Consider the following 15,635-nt stretch of genomic DNA (forward strand, 5'->3'; position numbering starts at 1 on the left):
TATCTGCATGATACTGATCTAGCTTAACAATGCTATGGCTTAATTAGCAGTTTACGCTTAAATGATTAAGTTATTGTTTGCGTGGGTTAAGTAAATGCTTCGACCGCTTCCACAGTGCTATGCTGGCTGAAGAAAAAGCAGTTTAGTTTAACCAGCGAATCATGCGATGCTAAAGTGATTCAAGGATGAAAATGGGAAAGGTAATACTATGCATGAACTCGCGACACTAGCGGTGACGGTATTTATGGGCTTTTTTGCGATGATGAATCCCATTGCTAATACAGCGGTGTTTGTTGGCTTAACCGGCAGCCAGAATGCTGTTCAGCGTAAGCGCACAGCTTTTCGCTCATTAGCGACAGCATTTTTTATCGTGGCAGCTTTTTGTTTGCTAGGTAAAGGTATATTCGAACTGTTTGGTATTACCCTTCCAGCGCTGCGCTTAGCGGGTGGGATATTAGTGTTTCTGGTGGGATATCACATGTTGCAGGGCTCTAGTTCAAAACTGCATTCTCATACGCCCAGCAGCGATAGCGAAGATACCGACAAAGACATTGCTGTGTCTCCATTGGCTCTGCCCATTTTAGCGGGCCCTGGAACCATTGCTACGGCGATGAACTACTCAGCGTCTGGTGGCATTATAAACATCATCGTTACTGTTAGCGCCTTTGCCCTGCTGTGTTTAATTACCTTTGTTTGCTTTTTATATGGCCCCAAGTTGGTGAACAAAGTGGGTGAAGATGGAATAAACATCATCACCAGGCTGATGGGGCTAATTCTTACGGTAATTGGAATGCAAATGCTGATACAAGGCGTGCACGATGCTTATATGTTGTTTCAGAATGTTAGTTAAGCTCTAATTCAATCGACTAAAAAAACCAAGGCATGCCTTGGTTTTTTTCGGTTATGGCTTGGATTTATGCGAGAACTTGTTCAGGCTTGGTTGATAATACCGCTAGTAGGCGCTGGGCATGTTCTGTCACTTCAATGCCTAAGTCGGTGAGGTAGCCTCCGTCGGGGAGGGTGCTTAAGCCTTTATCAAATAGGCTTTGAGCTGCAGCAACCACTTCTGGCGCTGCGTCATGGTGAACCTTAATCCCGGTTTGCAAACTGCTCATATCAAATTGCAGCAGTAGATTTAGTTCGGCGATAGTATTGGGAGTAAATTTCATCGTGCCATCCTTTATGTTTTTGTTAACTCCACATTAGAAAGCCCACACTTATTGCGCAAGCGGTCAGGATAAGAACTGATACCTGACGCAATGTTTTATTTACTTAGCTAGCGCTGCAAAAATCTCTCAATGACCTAGCGCAATTTTGTTCAATAAAGTTTTCCGCTGAATCTCTATAGTTTGATTTTTGCTAGGAATAGGACGTTCGCCGTGAATATATTTATGTCGATGCTGGTATTTGCTTTTATTGGTGCAATATCACCGGGGCCTGTGAACATTATTGCGACTGGGGCGGGGGCCAACTATGGTTTTCGCCAAGCCTTGCCACATGTTGTGGGGGCCAGTGTCAGTTATAGTTTGGTTGTGCTCACAACTGGTTTAGCTTTAAGCGCTTTGTTGCATTGGCTACCCAGTTTAACTGAGCTGCTAAAGTATTTAGGCGGTGCTTTTTTGTTATATATAGCGCTTAAGATTGCTCTGTCTCCGGTGGTTGCGCAAGGGGAGCAAGTGCTGACTAAACCACCCAGTTTATTGCAAGGCGCGTTGGCACAGGGTTTAAACCCAAAAGCTTGGCTAGTGGCGATGTCTGGGGTGAGTTTGTTTGTTTCCACGCAGCAGCCCGCATGGTTTTATTTATTGGTTTTTTGCACTATCTCTCTTATTGTTTGTTTAGCAGGAGTGGGCACTTGGGCAGCAGTTGGTTCGTTAATTTCCCGCTATTTGCAATCACCCAGGCGAATGCGAGCGTTCAATTGGCTAATGGCGCTATTGTTGGCGGCTTCGGTTTTATCTCTTTTTGTCTAGTTTAATTGGTGAGGCTTTATGACAAGCACTGCAAAGCATCTGTTAAAGCGAAGTAAGCAATTACCCTTTGTTGAGTTGCGCCAAGCCGAGCATTCGGTAGCTTGTTACCATAGCCACTCTCACGATGAGTTTTCCTTTGGCCTTATTGATAGCGGCGAAGCAATTTATAAGAACATGCAGCGTCATCACCATATTAGCCAAGGACATACGGTAACCATTAACCCAGGGGATGTGCATTCTTGTAATCCTAAGCAGGGTGCGTGGTCTTATCGAATGCTGTTTGTAGACACTGCTTGGATAGGCCAATTACAACAAGAGATGTTAGCCCGTCCTGCCAGCGATTATTGCGCCTTTGAGCAGCACTACTTAAGTGATCAACACAGCTACCATCTACTTGATAAGGTGTTTAACAGCATCAGTTTTGAAAGTGATTCTCTGGAGCAAGAAAGCCTATTGATTGCGTTTTTAGAGCAGCAGTTTGTGGGGAAACATCCATTGCGAGCAGAGCTTCGTTGTATTGCAAAGCCGCAACTAAAAAGGGTTAAAGAGTGCATTCACGACCAATTAGATAGCCCGCTAAGTTTGAGCGACCTTGCCGAGGTAGCCGGGCTGAGCCGTTATCATTTAGTGCGAAGCTTCAAGCAAGTCTATGGTTTGTCGCCACATGCTTTTCAACTTAATCAGCGAATAAATCGAGCTAAAGCGCTACTGCGTGAAGGAAGCAGTATTGCTGATACTGCTCTGGATTTAGGCTTTGCAGATCAAAGCCATTTTCAACGTAACTTTAAAAAGCGCTTGGCACTTACCCCTAGGCAATACCAAGGCTTCTTTGTTTAGTTAACTTAAGTAACGCTAATTTTGCTTAGTTCTTTAAAGATTCCAATACTGGTAACAAGTCACTCGGCTCTTGGCGTTTGGTGTAATCGGCATCGATAAAGGCGCTGGCAATAGAACCGTCCTGCGCAATCACGTAAGTAACAGCCAGCGGTAAATCAAAATGGCCTGCTCCATTGTGCTGCTCAACTTCAATACCAAAAGATGAGTAAATAGGGCGAAGCTCTTCAGGCAAAGCAAACACAATGCCTAGGCTTTTAGCGTACTCGGCACCTTCGTCTGACAGTACCTGAAACTCTAAGTCATTTTTCTCGGTGGTAGTTAAAGATGCGTCAGGCAGTTCAGGAGTGATCGCAACCAAGCTAGCTCCAAGAGCTTTAATTTGTGGCAGAATCTGCTGATAGGCGCGCAACTCTAGGTTGCAGTATGGGCACCAACCACCGCGATAAAAGGTTACCACGGCAGGGCCATCTTTGAGCAATTCTTCAAGGCTTACCTGTTTGCCACTTTGGTTAGGCAGGGAAAATGCTGGTAACTGCTGACCCTGCTGAGGAGCTTTAGCAGCAATGCCACTTTCGGCGAGGTTTTTAGTGGCTTGCTTCATTAGTTGTTGTACCTCTAATGGGGCTTTAGCCACAAAAGAAGCAATGTAATCGGCGATCTCTGTTTGTAAACTCATGGTCATTCCTTAGAGGTGTTAGTAAGTTCTTGAATGAACATTCAAGCAGTGTTTGAATGATTGTTCAAGTTTATTTTGAATAAACGTTCAAAAAGATGTTTAATTAGTCATGCCAAGGTATACTGGCAAGGTGACTAACAGCAGAGCAGAGCAATTCATGGCTAAGATGCAGTTTCAGCGTGAACAAGTATTAGAGCAATCAGCAAACTTGTTTTGGCGGGTAGGTTATAACGCCACCTCTATGCAGCAAGTGTTTAAACACACAGGCTTAAAGCCGGGCAGTGTCTACTTGGCGTTTGGTAATAAAGAGGCATTGTTTAAAGAATCTTTAAGCCATTATGCACAACTCTCTAAACAGGGAATCGCAGCCAGTTTAGCGGCTGCTCAATCTGTTGAGTTAGGGATTTGCGAGATCCTCGAGGGAATGGTTGCTCAATCTGCAGCCAGTGATTACTGCAGTTGCTTTTTGGTAAAAAGCCAATTAGAGCTAAGTGATGAGCCTTCACTGCAAGCCTTTGTTAGTGAACAGCTTAAGCAAATTGAAGGTCTGTATGCCGCAAGATTGCGCGATATATATGGTGAGGAGCAAGCCAAGGCTAAAGCCTGCTCAATTATGCTGCATATATTTGGTATTCGTGTTTATAGCTATCATTCAGGCAGTGAGCTGGCGATGCGGCAGGCTTTGCGCGCTGGCCTGGCTTGGCTGCCTTGGCAAAGCTTAAACCACTAAACTTACTGTATCGCTTACCAGCTTAGTTGCTGGCCATCCCAAGACCAAAAAGTGCCGGTATCTACTGGGCTTAGTTGCTGCAGTTTGTTGAGCAGTAAACGGGCACTGTGCTCACTACTCAGCAGCTTTTCTGGAGCCACATTAGCTTGAAAGGGTTTGGACAATGCGGTGTCGGTTGTGCCTGGGTGCCAAGCCACTACACAAACCCTAGGGTGAGTGCGTTGCCATTCTATAGATACATTCTTTAAGGCCATGTTCAATGCAGCTTTGGCGCAGCGGTAACTATGCCAACCACCGATTTTGTTGTCGCTAATTGAGGCTAACTTGGCCGAAATAGTTAAGAAAACTCCAGATTGACTACCTTTTAAAGCTTTGGCCGCATGCTTGGCGAGTAACAGGCTGGGCAAAGCGTTGATTTGCATGCTTTGCATAAAACTGTCGGCTTGGCATTGGCTTAGGCTCTTTTCGGGCTTTAAGTGCTCGGAGTGCAGAACTCCAGCGCAGTTAATTAGCCAATCCAGCTTTTCTATCTGGCTTAAGCTTGCTGCAATCGCAGATTCATCACAAAGGTCGAGTCTTTGCCAGCTTAGCTTAGGATGCTCAAATGTGGGCTGTTTAGTGCACCACGTAGCGATTAATGAGTGGATGTTGTGTTGTTCTAACAGCTGCTTGACTAAAGCCAAGCCTATACCACCGCTACCGCCAATCACCAGAACGTTCATTTTATATAGCTTTGTTGAAGAGTTTATTGAGTTACGTAGTTAAGCGACAAGAAGTTTACTGGATAGAGCTAGGTGTTCGGGGAGGGGAAGAAGAGAATGGCAGGCCGCAGCCTGCCACTTAAAGCCAAATTAGAATAAGTGGCTGTATTGCATAGAGTAGTAGATAGCGTCTGAGCGGGTATGGCCAACTACTTCTCCGGCAATCGCACTGGTTTCACGTACTTCAACATCTTCGCCACGCACAAAGGCTAAACCAAAGTCGATGCTTGAGTTTTTGTTTAAGTGGTAGCTAGCACCAGCGGTGTACCAGTTACGATCTGAATCAGGAATAGATAGTGAACTAATTTCGTCTACTACACCTTTGTCGTGCATGTAACCTGCGCGGGCTGTCCAGTTTTGGTTGATAGTGTAGGTACCACCTACGCTAAATAACCAAGAATTTTTCCACTGGTAGCTTTTAACTGTGGCATCAGGGTTTGAGCCAGTTGCGATAATATGTTCAAAATCACCCCAACTGGTATGCTGTGCAGTATAGTGAACCGCCCAGCTTGGGTTTAACTCATGATAACCGGCAATCTGGAAAATGTTTGGTAGTGGAATATGAATTTCATCGTAGCTGCTGCTTACCGGAAAGCCATAGTCAACTTTACCGCTAGCTTTGAAGGTTGGGCTAACTCGGTAGCTCATACCTAAACGGTTTTTATCGTTGATTTCGTATGTAGCACCCACGATGCCACCAATCGCCCAACCATCTGCCTCTACGTCAACCAATGTAGATTGACCTGAGTTTACTGGTTCCCCAAAAATTTCGCCTTGGCGTTTCAATTTACCCTCACCGTAAATGAAATCCACACCGGCACCAATGCTAAATTGTTGGTTAATCCGATAAGACACACTGGCGTTGAAGTTAGAAGTAATGATTTCGGTTTCGCCAAACAAGTCTACAGGCGTTACAGTTTTGCCGCTATTATTTAGCGAGCTAATATTAGTACCTGTACCAAAATTCGAAAATGCGCCTACACCCACGGCAAACGAGTCATTGATTGGGTGGATGTAGTAGATGTTAGGAATAACTTTGTTATCGGCAGCATCGGATTCACTGCCGTAATTAATCGTTCCACCAAGGGCGCTAACATCTTTAATTGTTACATCTACGTCAGCGTAAGTTAAACCTAAAGATAGGGCTTTTTGGTCGAACATTGCCATGGCAGCTGGGTTACGAGATAACACTGATGCATTATCGGCGATAACTGCGTCACCAGAGAAAGCACGACCAATACCGGTGGCTGATTGGCTATTGAGTTGAAAACCAGCCGCTAAGCTTTGGCTAGAAAGTAGTGAGACACTAATTGCAATTAGACTTAGTTTACGTTTATCCATAACTTCTTATCTCTAGAATGGGTGTTTCAGTTCGCAAGGCGTAACTGATTTGTTTTATTTTTGTAATATTTTGCGCATCTTAGGCAAGTGATCAGTCCTCCACAACTCCGACCAGAGCAAATATTCTAATGTTGAATTTGTTAAAACCAACTATCTTATCTAGCTGAAGCTAGCTAAGCGTATGGTTTATAGTGAATAATTTTGTAAATCGGTATCTGAACACTTGCTACCCTCAATTGACTTACAATGGGATAGACGATAATTAATTTCACAAAATGAGAGCTAAATACACAGGAGCAAATCGTGATACGCCATATTTTACTTATCAAATTTAAGGCAGATGCTAGTGAAACGAGCATTCAACAGGCGCAACAAAACTTTCTAGATATACCGAATAAAATCAGTGGGGTGCTAAGTGTAGAGTGGGGCAAAAACGATAGCCCAGAGGGGTTAAATAAAGATTATCAATACAGTGTATTAATGAGCTTTTCTGACGAGGCCGCTAGGCAAAGTTATTTACCTCACCCAGAACACGAAAAGCTAAAACAGCAATTTATCCCCCTGCTTGAAGACATCATTGTATTTGACTACACCCTATAATCCCGCGGATAAATACTAAGCTTTGGTAAACACTGTTTCGCTACTCAATTGTAATAATTAATGGTTTTAGGTCTTACCAGCATCGATTAGCTTGTTGCTGTGTTTTTAATCAATTATGCTTGATATTGAAAACAAACACATAAGGTGTCGCTAGCGCTAGCTAGTTAATGCGTTGTTGTATGAGGCTTAGTTTGCAAATGAGAATGGTAGTAAGCGGCTTGTTGATGGCCGGTTTGGTAGCTTGTGGATCTGAGCAAGAAGATTCTGCCTCAGTAAGTATGGCTAATCCTGCTGCAGTATATTGTGTAGAGCAAGGTGGAGATCCGCAAATTAAGAAAACCGCCGATGGTGAAGTAGGGTATTGTCACTTTGCTGATGGGCGAGTGGTAGAGCAGTGGGACTTTTACCGCGCCAGCTTAGAGTAAGTACCACTGTTTTTGCTGTTAGCTAATTGTCTTATGATGATTGATACTCGCTGATATGGCTGGTTGTGTGCAGGTTTAGTAATGATAAAGCTAAGTGCAATATTAGTGCTTGTGGGTGGTTTGTACAGCCTTAGCGCTTGCAAAGAAAAACCCGATGTTTACAGCGGCCATTTTGTATATGGTCATGAAGTAAGGGAGTTTATTCCTTGTGGTCGCTCTGCTCTTTGGTGGCAAGCAGATGAAGAGGTGGTTGCCGACCTACTGGAGTTTTACCAAAGCAACATTACCCAGCCTTATCAAGCCATTTATGTTCAAACCGAAGCTAAGCTTCTTCCTGCCGCCACCGACGGTTACGCCCAAGACTATCCCGCAGTGCTGCGTTTAGATAAGATACTAGATTGGCAGCTTAGGGTACCGCCCAGTTGTCATGCATCCCCTCAGCAATAAAGGACTTTAGCTTTGCTAGCGCGTTTGATTTTTTCTGTTTGTACCGCTGTTACCTGTTTAAGCAGTTTGCTGGTTTTTGGTTTGAGCTGGTGGCCTTTGTTATTTTTGGCTCTTGCAGCATTTGTTAGCTTATCTTTGTACATTAAAGCCTTTGACTATATAGCCATATTGTTGGCTAGAATTGGCGGAGTATTAGCGCTGTTAGGTTTGGCGTTGCTAATGTTAGCAGCAACCGTTGGTGGCAGCTTTCATTTGTCGCCAAGTAATTGGCTGATGGCGGGCTTAATGCTTACTATGTCTTTATCGGGATTGAGCGCTTTCTTTTGGCAACATGCTGAGCCTGAAACGGCAGAGGAGTAACAATGTTTAAGGCATTTCATCATGTGGCGATTATCTGCTCTGACTACGGCCGTTCAAAACACTTTTATTGTGAATTGCTAGGCCTTGAGGTTGTCGCCGAACATTACCGTGAGCAGCGCGACTCCTACAAATTAGATTTAGCCTTGCCTAGTGGTGAGCAAGTTGAACTATTTTCTTTTGCCGATGCTCCTACAAGACCAAGCTACCCAGAAGCACAAGGCTTGCGACACCTGGCATTTGCGGTGGAAGATGTTGAACAAAGCGTTGCCCTATTAAGCGCTAAAGGAATTAAGGTAGAGCCGGTGCGAGTTGATCCCTACACCGGCAAACAGTTCACCTTTTTTAGTGACCCAGATGGCTTACCGCTGGAGCTGTATCAGCAATAACTGTGTTTTAAGCACTATGACTACTGTGCTAGTTTCGACCAGCCATTACTCCGCCATCTACATTCCACACCGCGCCGGTAACCCAATCGGCTTTATCACTCAGTAAAAAGCTCACGGTATTGGCAACATCAGCTACTTGGCCAATTCTACCGATAGGGTGAAAGCCATCGAAGCCAGCTAAGCTTTCATCTAGTGCTTCTGGTTCAATAAAGGCTTGGTAGATCGGCGTTTTTACTACCGCAGGTGCTACCGCATTTACTCGAATATCATATTCGGCTAGCTCCATTGCTAAGTGTTGGGTTAGCGCATGCAAACCTGCTTTAGCCATAGAGTAGGCTGATGACGGTGTGGCTTTAACCGCTTGGTGGGCCCACATCGAGCCTATGTTGACGATACTGCCACCCTGATGCTTAATCATATTTTGCGCAACAGCTTGGGTAATGAAAAATAGCGCTTGGTTCAATTGCATGTATTGCAGATAGTCGCTTTCGCTGTGTTCTAAAAATGCCGTTGGCTTGAAGTAGCCGGCAGCATTGACTAGTTGGTTTATTGGCGCGTAGTCAGCAATCGTTTGTTGTAATTGGCTCACTTGCTCAGCTTGGTACAAATCACACTGCCAAGTAATAAGCTCCCCCAGATCTGACAATTGTTGTTTGGCATCGGCGAGCTTCTGCTTCGAACGACCAACAATAATTACCGCTTTACCTTGTTCTAAAAGTTGTTTCGCTGTGGCGTAGCCAATGCCGCTAGAACCACCAATAATTAAACTGTAAGACTGAGTTGGCTGGGTCATGCTAAATCCTTGATAAGTGTTTGAGTTCCAGTCCATCTTATGGAACATTTAACTACCAAGAAAAGTAGGCACAAATTCGTACCGTAGGTACTTTTGAGTACATCTTAATGAAAAATAACGAGTTATTATTTTCACGAAAATCAGCTCCTGAGCGTAGTGCGCGCATGGTTGAAACCATTTATGGCTGTAAATGGTCACTAACGGTGTATCAATTATTAGCTAATGGAATTAATCGACCAGGAGAAATGGTGCGCAATGTAGAGGGTTTATCTACTAAGGTGCTTAACGAATGTTTGCGCAAAAACTTAGAGTTTGGGATTTTGCGGCGTATCGAGTATCCAGAGGTTCCTCCTCGGGTGGAATATCAAGTTACCGAATTTGGCGACAAGTTCTTACGTATTTTGGAGCAGCTAGAAGAGCTACAGCAAGAGCTCGCTCAATAGCATAATTGGTTGATCGTTTTAGCTTTTAGCTGCGTTAAACCTAGGTTGAAAAGATTTGTTAAGGCAAGCAATGAGCACACAACTTCTCTGGTTTAGAAACGATTTACGCACGAAAGATAATCAAGCCTTAAGTACTGCAGTACAAAGTGGTGATGCTGTATTGGCGGTATATACCTTGTGCACCAAGCAATGGCAGCAACATCACTTAGCGCCTATCCAGGCAGATTTAATCGTGCGTCGCTTAGTTCAGCTTCAACAAGATCTAGCGCTGCTTAACATTCCCTTGGTAGTGGCTGAGTTGGCTAGTTTTAAACAGGTACCAGAGTATTTGTTAGGCTTGTGCCAACAACATCAAATTACCGATGTACATTGCCATTATCAATATGAGTTAAACGAGCAAGTGCGCGATGAAGCAGTGGAGCACCTGCTTAACCAGCAAGCGATTAGCTTTAATCGTCACCACGGAGAGTGTGTGGTGAAGCCTGGTTGCGTACTCACTAAAAGTGGCGAGAACTTTAAGGTGTTTACACCTTTTCGTAAGGCATGGTTGGCTAGCTTAACTGAGCAGTCTTTTAGCCCCTTAGGTTCGCCTGCTGCGGTAAATAAAAGCTTAATCTCTCAGCCTCTCATGCAGCTGCTTGAGCAGCCGCCAGAGATAGGCTGCTCTTACCCGCGAGAGGATAGTAATGCTTGGGCTAGCGATGACCAAAAAATCATTCAGCAATTACGAGATTTTAGTGCAAGCAAGGCTAGCGATTACAAAGAACACCGCGATATTCCAGCACTTGATGCTACTAGTGGTTTGTCGCCTTACTTGGCCTTGGGAATGTTATCGGCACGCCAATGTTTAGCTAGGCTTTATTTGGAGCATGCTGAGGATATTGCTTCGCAACAAGGCGGTGCGTTTACTTGGTTGAGCGAAATTATTTGGCGCGAATTTTACCGTCATTTAATCGCTGCTAACCCTCGATTATGTAAAGGAGAGGCCTACCTAGGATGGACCGAGTCTGTAGCTTGGCAAAGCGATAAGGCCTTACTTGAAGCTTGGCAGCAAGGCCAAACGGGTTACCCGATAGTAGATGCTGCGATGCAGCAACTTAAGCAAACGGGCTGGATGCACAATCGCCTGCGGATGGTGGTGGCCAGCTTTTTAAGCAAAGACTTACTGATTGATTGGCGCGAAGGTGAGCGCTGGTTTTTGCAGCATCTCATCGACGGAGACTTTGCCTCGAATAACGGCGGCTGGCAATGGGCGGCGTCAACCGGCACCGATGCGCAACCCTACTTTCGTATTTTTAACCCCACCACTCAGGCCCAGCGTTTTGATCCTGAGGGCGAATTTGTGCGGGCTTGGCTTCCTGAGTTAGCGCAAGTTCCCGGTAAACATGCTCACACCCCGCATACCTGGGCCGAAAAGAATGGCTTGTTGATAAACTACCCCTTGCCAATAGTTGACCACGGCCAGCAACGCAAACAAGCGCTGCACTTATTTGAACAGGCAAAAAGCGCCGAGAAAGCTAAAAACACCGCTTGACCTTCCCCTTGCGGGAAGGTTTACACTGTACTCCAAGTGCTAATGCCTGTGGAGTAGCAAATGACTCAAACTTTGGTTTTCCCCTTACGTGGCTTACGTTGTGCCGGCTGTGTTGGCAAGGTTGAAAAGCTCCTGTCTGGGCAGCAAGGTGTGTCTGAAGTCTCGGTTAACTTGGCCCTCAACCAAGTTCGCTTAGATAGTGCGACTCCTGCATTGTTACCCAAGCTTCGTCAGCTATTAGCTGAGCAGGGTTTTGATATTCCCTTTGTGCGTCATTGTTGGCAAATAGAAGGCCTAAACTGTGCGAGTTGTGTGAGTAAGCTGGAAAATGCCTTAGCCAAGCTTGAAGGCATCGATAAGGTCAATGTTAATCTCGCCTTAAACCAAGTTAGTTTTGAGCTATTGCCCGATGCTCAAGACCTCGCTCAAGTGAAGCAAGCTTTAACAAGCAATGGTTTCACCCTTAAGCAAAGCGCTACAAACTCAAGCAATCCTCCAGCTACCTCTTTACCTTGGCGTTTATTGTTGAGCATGGCTTTATCTTTCCCCTTGGTGCTGCCAATGCTAGTGAGTAGCTTTACTGTGCCTGCCTTGTGGCAGTTTTTACTCGCTACTCCGGTACAGTTTTTTATCGCTAAGCCCTTTTACCGTGGGGCATTTCAAGCGTTAAAACAGGGCAGTAGCACCATGGATACCTTAGTGGTATTGGGCACAAGTACCGCCTATTTTTATAGTATTTACCTGTGGATGAGTGGGCTGGTGGGGCATTTATACTTTGAAGCCGCAGCAGTGATCATTACGCTTATTTTGCTGGGTAAATATTTAGAAGAGCGAGCCAAGCAACGGGCTGCAAAAAGCATTGCCGAGTTGGTAAACCTTAGCCCGCAACGCGCCTTACGAGTTAACCAACAAGGGCTGAGCGAAGAAGTCGATGTCGCAGACTTGCGCATTGGTGATGTGATTTTGGTTAAGCCGGGCGAACAAATTGCCGCAGACGGTCAAGTTAGCTGGGGCAGTAGCGAGGTATCAGAAGCTGTTATCACCGGCGAAAGCGTTCCTTTAGAGAAATCGCTTAATGACTCGGTACTTGCTGGCAGTTTAAATGGCTCGGGTTTATTGCAAGTGAAAGTCACGGCAGAAAACCAAGATAGTACTTTGAGTAAAATTATCCAATTAGTGAGTGAAGCTCAATCTGGTAAAGCGCCGATACAAGGTTTGGTGGATAAAATAAGCCACTATTTTGTTCCAATAGTATTGCTAATCGCCTTAGCAACCTTGTTAGTCTGGACGGCTTTGGGCGATGTTAATCAAGGGCTGATTGCTGCAGTGTCGGTGCTGGTGATTGCTTGTCCTTGCGCGCTGGGCTTAGCAACCCCTACCGCCTTAGTCGCCGGCACCGGACGCGGAGCAAAGTTGGGGATTTTGTATCGCAACATTCAAGCGCTTGAGCTTAGCCATAAGGTTAGCGATGTGGTGTTTGATAAAACCGGAACCTTAACGCAAGGTAAGCCTAGTTTAGTCAAACTTGCAGTTAGCGATAATATTAGCCAACAGGAATTAATTCGCTTGGCGGCGAGTGCTCAACAAGGAAGCCAGCATCCTTTGGCGAGCGCTATGTTAACCGCTGCAGAATCCCTTCCTCTAGCGCCATTAAATTACTTTAATAGTTATCCGGGTTTAGGCATAGAAGCTCAACTCCGCCTCGATGATGAAGCTGATTCAATCTTCTATCTCGGCAATCTTAGCCTTATAGAGCAGCGTGTAGAAAACAGCATCGAGCAAGCTTTATCGCCTCAATTGCAGTCTAATGCCGAGCAATGGCTAGCTGAAGGCTTCACCACTGTTTATGTGGCAAATCAACAGCAAGTATTGGGCGTGCTGGCCTTTAAAGATGAAATGCGAAGCAATGCTAAAGCTGCGGTAAAGGCCTTGCAAAGCTTGGCCTTAAACACGCATTTGCTCAGTGGTGATGCTAAACCGGTGACTCAGGATTTTGCTAAGCAAGTAGCGATTCCGCATTGGCAAGGCGAGTTGCTACCCGAGCAAAAGTTGGCGCAAGTTAGTCAGATGCAAGCGCAAGATTACGTAATAATGATGCTGGGTGACGGTGTTAATGATGCACCTGCTTTGGCTAAGGCCGATGTTGGCATTGCCATGGGAGGCGGTAGCGATATCGCCCTAAATAGTGCCGATATAGTGTTAATGAGAGACGATCCTTTGTTGATTGCACAGGCGATTGCCTTAGCGAAACAAACCTGGCGAACACTGCAGCAAAACTTGTTTTGGGCTTTTATCTACAACCTTATTGGAATCCCCATTGCGGCAATGGGTTTACTCAATCCCGCTTTTGCTGGCGCGGCGATGGCCTTAAGTTCGGTGTGTGTCGTGAGCAATGCGGTGAGACTTAATTACTGGAAAAGTCCAATTACTCTCGGTGAAAAGGACGTTTAGTGATGATCAAAATTGGTGAAGCGGCCAAGCTTAGCGGTTTGTCGATAAAAACAGTACGTTATTACCACGACGTCGGTTTAGTTGAAGCGCTGAAAGCAGCAAATGGCTATCGCTATTACAATGAGCTGCAAATAAGGCATTTACGTTTTTTAGGTAATTGCAGGGAGCTTGGGTTTAGCTTAAGCCAGAGTCAACAATTGTTGTCTTTGTACGTAGATAAGCAGCGTAGCGCCAGCGAAGTAAAGCACATCGCGATTGAACATCTTAGCGAGATAGAGCAACGCATTGAGCAACTTCAACAGTTGCAGCATAGCTTAGCCAAAATGGTGGATTGTTGTCATGGCGATGCTCGCCCCGACTGCCCAATTATTGATGGCTTAGCGGAGAGATAGTGTTTGTTTAGCTGCGGCGCAGCCTCACCACCTTCATTATCTCAAACTCGAAGCCTGCACGCAGCTGCTGGCTTGGGTAGTAACTTAGGTTTACCCGAGCGCCTTTTAGATCTTGGTAGCGTTGCTTACGTTTATAGATAAAAGGCACATCGTAGCCCGCGATCATTAGGGTATGTAAGATCCAGTCTCCTTCCTCACGCTGCACATGTGACGCCACTTTTACATTTTCTGAATGTATTAGTGCAGGGCGTTTTTTTAGTAAGCTTTCTGGATCTTTTTTCAGCATGTTAGCTTAGCCGTAAACACATAGGTAGGCGGTTTCTGTTGGCACTTTTAGTTGAAACTTTGCATTGCCAGGTACGTTGAACTTGTCGCCATCTTTATAGCTGTTCCACTCAGTTTCACCAGGCAGTTTAACAATCAATTCGCCAGCTACTACAACCATTAGTTCTGGCTCAGCAGTGCCAAACTCGTATTCACCTACTGCCATTACACCAACAGAAGATGGCTTCTCTTTACCGGAGAATCCGATTGATTTCACTTGTCCGTCAAAGTATTCATTACTCTTTAACATCATATTTCCTTGTCTGAATCGATTGTGCGAAAGCGCAGGCTAGCATAATGTTAGGATATTTGGATCGACTAATGAGTTATTTGCACAATGAATGAACAGTCCTTATCGGCAAATGAGCCTTTTGATAAAACCTTATTGCTTAAGGTAGCGCGTCATAAAATGCCATTTGGTAAATATGCAGGCCGGGAGATTATTCGCCTACCTGAAGAATACTTACTCTGGTTTGTTAATAACGATGGTTTTCCTAAAGGGGAGCTTGGTCAATTAATGGCATTAGCCCTTGAAATTCAAATAGCTGGCTTAGAAAAAATCATCTGGCCACTTATTGATACAAAACATCAATAACTTTAATTGCCAACTGGTTGTTTTTCGTTCATCTCTTTGCTAGCGTGTTAATTCTAAATGCTTTTGTTCAGAACTTTAATCAAAATTTAACAGTTTATTGATGGTTGAGGGCTGATCTTATTGAGTATTTAGTAGAGAATGTAAAACGCTTTAGCAATGCTTGTTGATAGTCCAAAGTTTTTCCTGGTTCTAAGTTATTTAGGTGTGGTTAAATTTTTGTCGCTGGCTTGCCTAGCAAATACGTTAAATTGCACTTGAAATATGAGAGGACGATAATGTCAGGTCAGGGATTATCAGGAACCGTAAAATGGTTCAACGATGAAAAAGGTTTTGGTTTTATTGCACAAGAGAAAGGTCCGGACGTTTTTGTTCACTTTCGCGCTATCAACGGTAACGGTCGCCGTACCTTAACTGAAGGTCAATCGGTAACGTTTGATGTTGTTCAAGGCCAAAAAGGCCCGCAAGCTGAAAACGTAACTGCCCTTTAATTCACGCAGTTGTCTGTTTCAGTTAAAACGCTATCACTTAGATAGCGTTTTTTTTTGTTTACACATACGACTAAGGTTG

Annotated in this window: 22 protein-coding genes; 15 read left to right on the forward strand and 7 right to left on the reverse strand. The window is 44.7% G+C overall.

What is annotated here, in order from left to right; translation table 11 throughout:
- Positions 1-208 precede the first annotated feature (208 nt).
- Positions 209-850 (forward strand): MarC family protein, encoded by a 642-nt coding sequence (locus tag G6R11_RS05490; protein ID WP_163132087.1) that lies wholly within the window; start codon positions 209-211, stop codon positions 848-850.
- A gap of 64 nt (positions 851-914) precedes the next feature.
- On the opposite strand, the gene G6R11_RS05495 is transcribed toward G6R11_RS05490, so the two are convergent.
- Entirely contained in the window at positions 915-1,169 is a 255-nt protein-coding gene (locus G6R11_RS05495; RefSeq protein WP_163132088.1) for a TIGR02647 family protein, read from the reverse strand.
- Between the two features lie 210 nt (positions 1,170-1,379).
- Between G6R11_RS05495 and G6R11_RS05500 the strand changes: the two genes are divergently transcribed.
- The gene (locus tag G6R11_RS05500; RefSeq protein ID WP_240352406.1) at positions 1,380-1,973 is read left to right on the forward strand and encodes a LysE family translocator; all 594 of its coding nucleotides are present in this window, start codon (positions 1,380-1,382) and stop codon (positions 1,971-1,973) included.
- 18 nt (positions 1,974-1,991) lie between these two features.
- Positions 1,992-2,810 carry an AraC family transcriptional regulator gene (locus G6R11_RS05505; RefSeq protein WP_163132089.1) on the forward strand — a complete coding sequence of 273 codons (819 nt, stop codon included), beginning with the start codon at positions 1,992-1,994 and terminating at the stop codon, positions 2,808-2,810.
- Between the two features lie 25 nt (positions 2,811-2,835).
- Here the strand turns inward: G6R11_RS05505 and G6R11_RS05510 are convergent, their stop codons facing one another.
- Positions 2,836-3,486, reverse strand: a complete 651-nt coding sequence (locus G6R11_RS05510; protein ID WP_163132090.1) for a peroxiredoxin-like family protein — start codon at positions 3,484-3,486, stop codon at positions 2,836-2,838.
- A gap of 130 nt (positions 3,487-3,616) precedes the next feature.
- Between G6R11_RS05510 and G6R11_RS05515 the strand changes: the two genes are divergently transcribed.
- Positions 3,617-4,216: a TetR/AcrR family transcriptional regulator gene (locus G6R11_RS05515; protein WP_240352407.1), complete on the forward strand. Its 600-nt coding sequence runs from the start codon at positions 3,617-3,619 to the stop codon at positions 4,214-4,216.
- Positions 4,217-4,230: 14 nt separating this feature from the next.
- Here the strand turns inward: G6R11_RS05515 and G6R11_RS05520 are convergent, their stop codons facing one another.
- Both G6R11_RS05520 and G6R11_RS05525 read right to left on the reverse strand, forming a co-directional pair.
- Positions 4,231-4,938, reverse strand: a complete 708-nt coding sequence (locus tag G6R11_RS05520) for an SDR family NAD(P)-dependent oxidoreductase (RefSeq protein WP_163132091.1) — start codon at positions 4,936-4,938, stop codon at positions 4,231-4,233.
- A 129-nt stretch (positions 4,939-5,067) separates the two neighbouring features.
- Entirely contained in the window at positions 5,068-6,318 is a 1,251-nt protein-coding gene (locus G6R11_RS05525) for an OmpP1/FadL family transporter (RefSeq protein WP_163132092.1), read from the reverse strand.
- Positions 6,319-6,621: 303 nt separating this feature from the next.
- Between G6R11_RS05525 and G6R11_RS05530 the strand changes: the two genes are divergently transcribed.
- From G6R11_RS05530 to G6R11_RS05550, 5 genes are all read left to right on the forward strand, one after another.
- Positions 6,622-6,918: a Dabb family protein gene (locus G6R11_RS05530; protein ID WP_163132093.1), complete on the forward strand. Its 297-nt coding sequence runs from the start codon at positions 6,622-6,624 to the stop codon at positions 6,916-6,918.
- Positions 6,919-7,115: 197 nt separating this feature from the next.
- The gene (locus tag G6R11_RS05535; protein WP_163132094.1) at positions 7,116-7,343 is read left to right on the forward strand and encodes a DUF333 domain-containing protein; all 228 of its coding nucleotides are present in this window, start codon (positions 7,116-7,118) and stop codon (positions 7,341-7,343) included.
- 81 nt (positions 7,344-7,424) lie between these two features.
- On the forward strand, positions 7,425-7,790 hold the full coding sequence (locus G6R11_RS05540; protein WP_163132095.1) for a hypothetical protein: 366 nt from the start codon (positions 7,425-7,427) through the stop codon (positions 7,788-7,790).
- A gap of 12 nt (positions 7,791-7,802) precedes the next feature.
- On the forward strand, positions 7,803-8,150 hold the full coding sequence (locus G6R11_RS05545) for a hypothetical protein (protein WP_163132096.1): 348 nt from the start codon (positions 7,803-7,805) through the stop codon (positions 8,148-8,150).
- A gap of 2 nt (positions 8,151-8,152) precedes the next feature.
- Positions 8,153-8,536, forward strand: coding sequence for a VOC family protein (locus G6R11_RS05550; RefSeq protein WP_163132097.1), 384 nt, complete (start codon positions 8,153-8,155; stop codon positions 8,534-8,536).
- A gap of 28 nt (positions 8,537-8,564) precedes the next feature.
- On the opposite strand, the gene G6R11_RS05555 is transcribed toward G6R11_RS05550, so the two are convergent.
- On the reverse strand, positions 8,565-9,329 hold the full coding sequence (locus G6R11_RS05555; protein WP_163132098.1) for an SDR family NAD(P)-dependent oxidoreductase: 765 nt from the start codon (positions 9,327-9,329) through the stop codon (positions 8,565-8,567).
- A gap of 107 nt (positions 9,330-9,436) precedes the next feature.
- Here G6R11_RS05555 and G6R11_RS05560 point away from each other — a divergent pair, with 107 nt between their 5' ends.
- The 4 genes from G6R11_RS05560 to G6R11_RS05575 all read left to right on the forward strand — a co-directional run bounded on the left by G6R11_RS05560 (position 9,437) and on the right by G6R11_RS05575 (position 14,149).
- A complete protein-coding gene (locus tag G6R11_RS05560; RefSeq protein ID WP_163132099.1) occupies positions 9,437-9,772 on the forward strand; it encodes a helix-turn-helix domain-containing protein in 336 nt (111 codons plus the stop codon).
- 70 nt (positions 9,773-9,842) lie between these two features.
- Complete coding sequence (gene phrB, locus G6R11_RS05565; RefSeq protein ID WP_163132100.1) at positions 9,843-11,306, forward strand: deoxyribodipyrimidine photo-lyase; 1,464 nt, start codon at positions 9,843-9,845, stop codon at positions 11,304-11,306.
- A gap of 60 nt (positions 11,307-11,366) precedes the next feature.
- Positions 11,367-13,757 carry a heavy metal translocating P-type ATPase gene (locus G6R11_RS05570; RefSeq protein ID WP_163132101.1) on the forward strand — a complete coding sequence of 797 codons (2,391 nt, stop codon included), beginning with the start codon at positions 11,367-11,369 and terminating at the stop codon, positions 13,755-13,757.
- A gap of 2 nt (positions 13,758-13,759) precedes the next feature.
- Positions 13,760-14,149, forward strand: coding sequence for a MerR family DNA-binding protein (locus G6R11_RS05575; RefSeq protein ID WP_163132433.1), 390 nt, complete (start codon positions 13,760-13,762; stop codon positions 14,147-14,149).
- A gap of 7 nt (positions 14,150-14,156) precedes the next feature.
- Here G6R11_RS05575 and G6R11_RS05580 read toward each other — a convergent pair whose 3' ends face one another.
- Both G6R11_RS05580 and G6R11_RS05585 read right to left on the reverse strand, forming a co-directional pair.
- Positions 14,157-14,435, reverse strand: coding sequence for a hypothetical protein (locus G6R11_RS05580; RefSeq protein ID WP_205472613.1), 279 nt, complete (start codon positions 14,433-14,435; stop codon positions 14,157-14,159).
- Positions 14,436-14,441: 6 nt separating this feature from the next.
- Positions 14,442-14,723, reverse strand: a complete 282-nt coding sequence (locus tag G6R11_RS05585; RefSeq protein ID WP_163132102.1) for a pyrimidine/purine nucleoside phosphorylase — start codon at positions 14,721-14,723, stop codon at positions 14,442-14,444.
- A gap of 87 nt (positions 14,724-14,810) precedes the next feature.
- On the opposite strand from G6R11_RS05585, the gene G6R11_RS05590 reads away from it, so the two are divergent.
- Both G6R11_RS05590 and G6R11_RS05595 read left to right on the forward strand, forming a co-directional pair.
- Positions 14,811-15,068: a DUF3820 family protein gene (locus tag G6R11_RS05590; protein ID WP_163132103.1), complete on the forward strand. Its 258-nt coding sequence runs from the start codon at positions 14,811-14,813 to the stop codon at positions 15,066-15,068.
- Positions 15,069-15,343: 275 nt separating this feature from the next.
- Positions 15,344-15,556, forward strand: a complete 213-nt coding sequence (locus G6R11_RS05595; RefSeq protein WP_163132104.1) for a cold-shock protein — start codon at positions 15,344-15,346, stop codon at positions 15,554-15,556.
- Positions 15,557-15,635 lie beyond the last annotated feature (79 nt).

Origin of the sequence: Agarivorans sp. Alg241-V36, from assembly GCF_900537085.1 — a bacterium.
In the GTDB taxonomy this organism is placed as follows: Bacteria; Pseudomonadota; Gammaproteobacteria; order Enterobacterales; family Celerinatantimonadaceae; genus Agarivorans.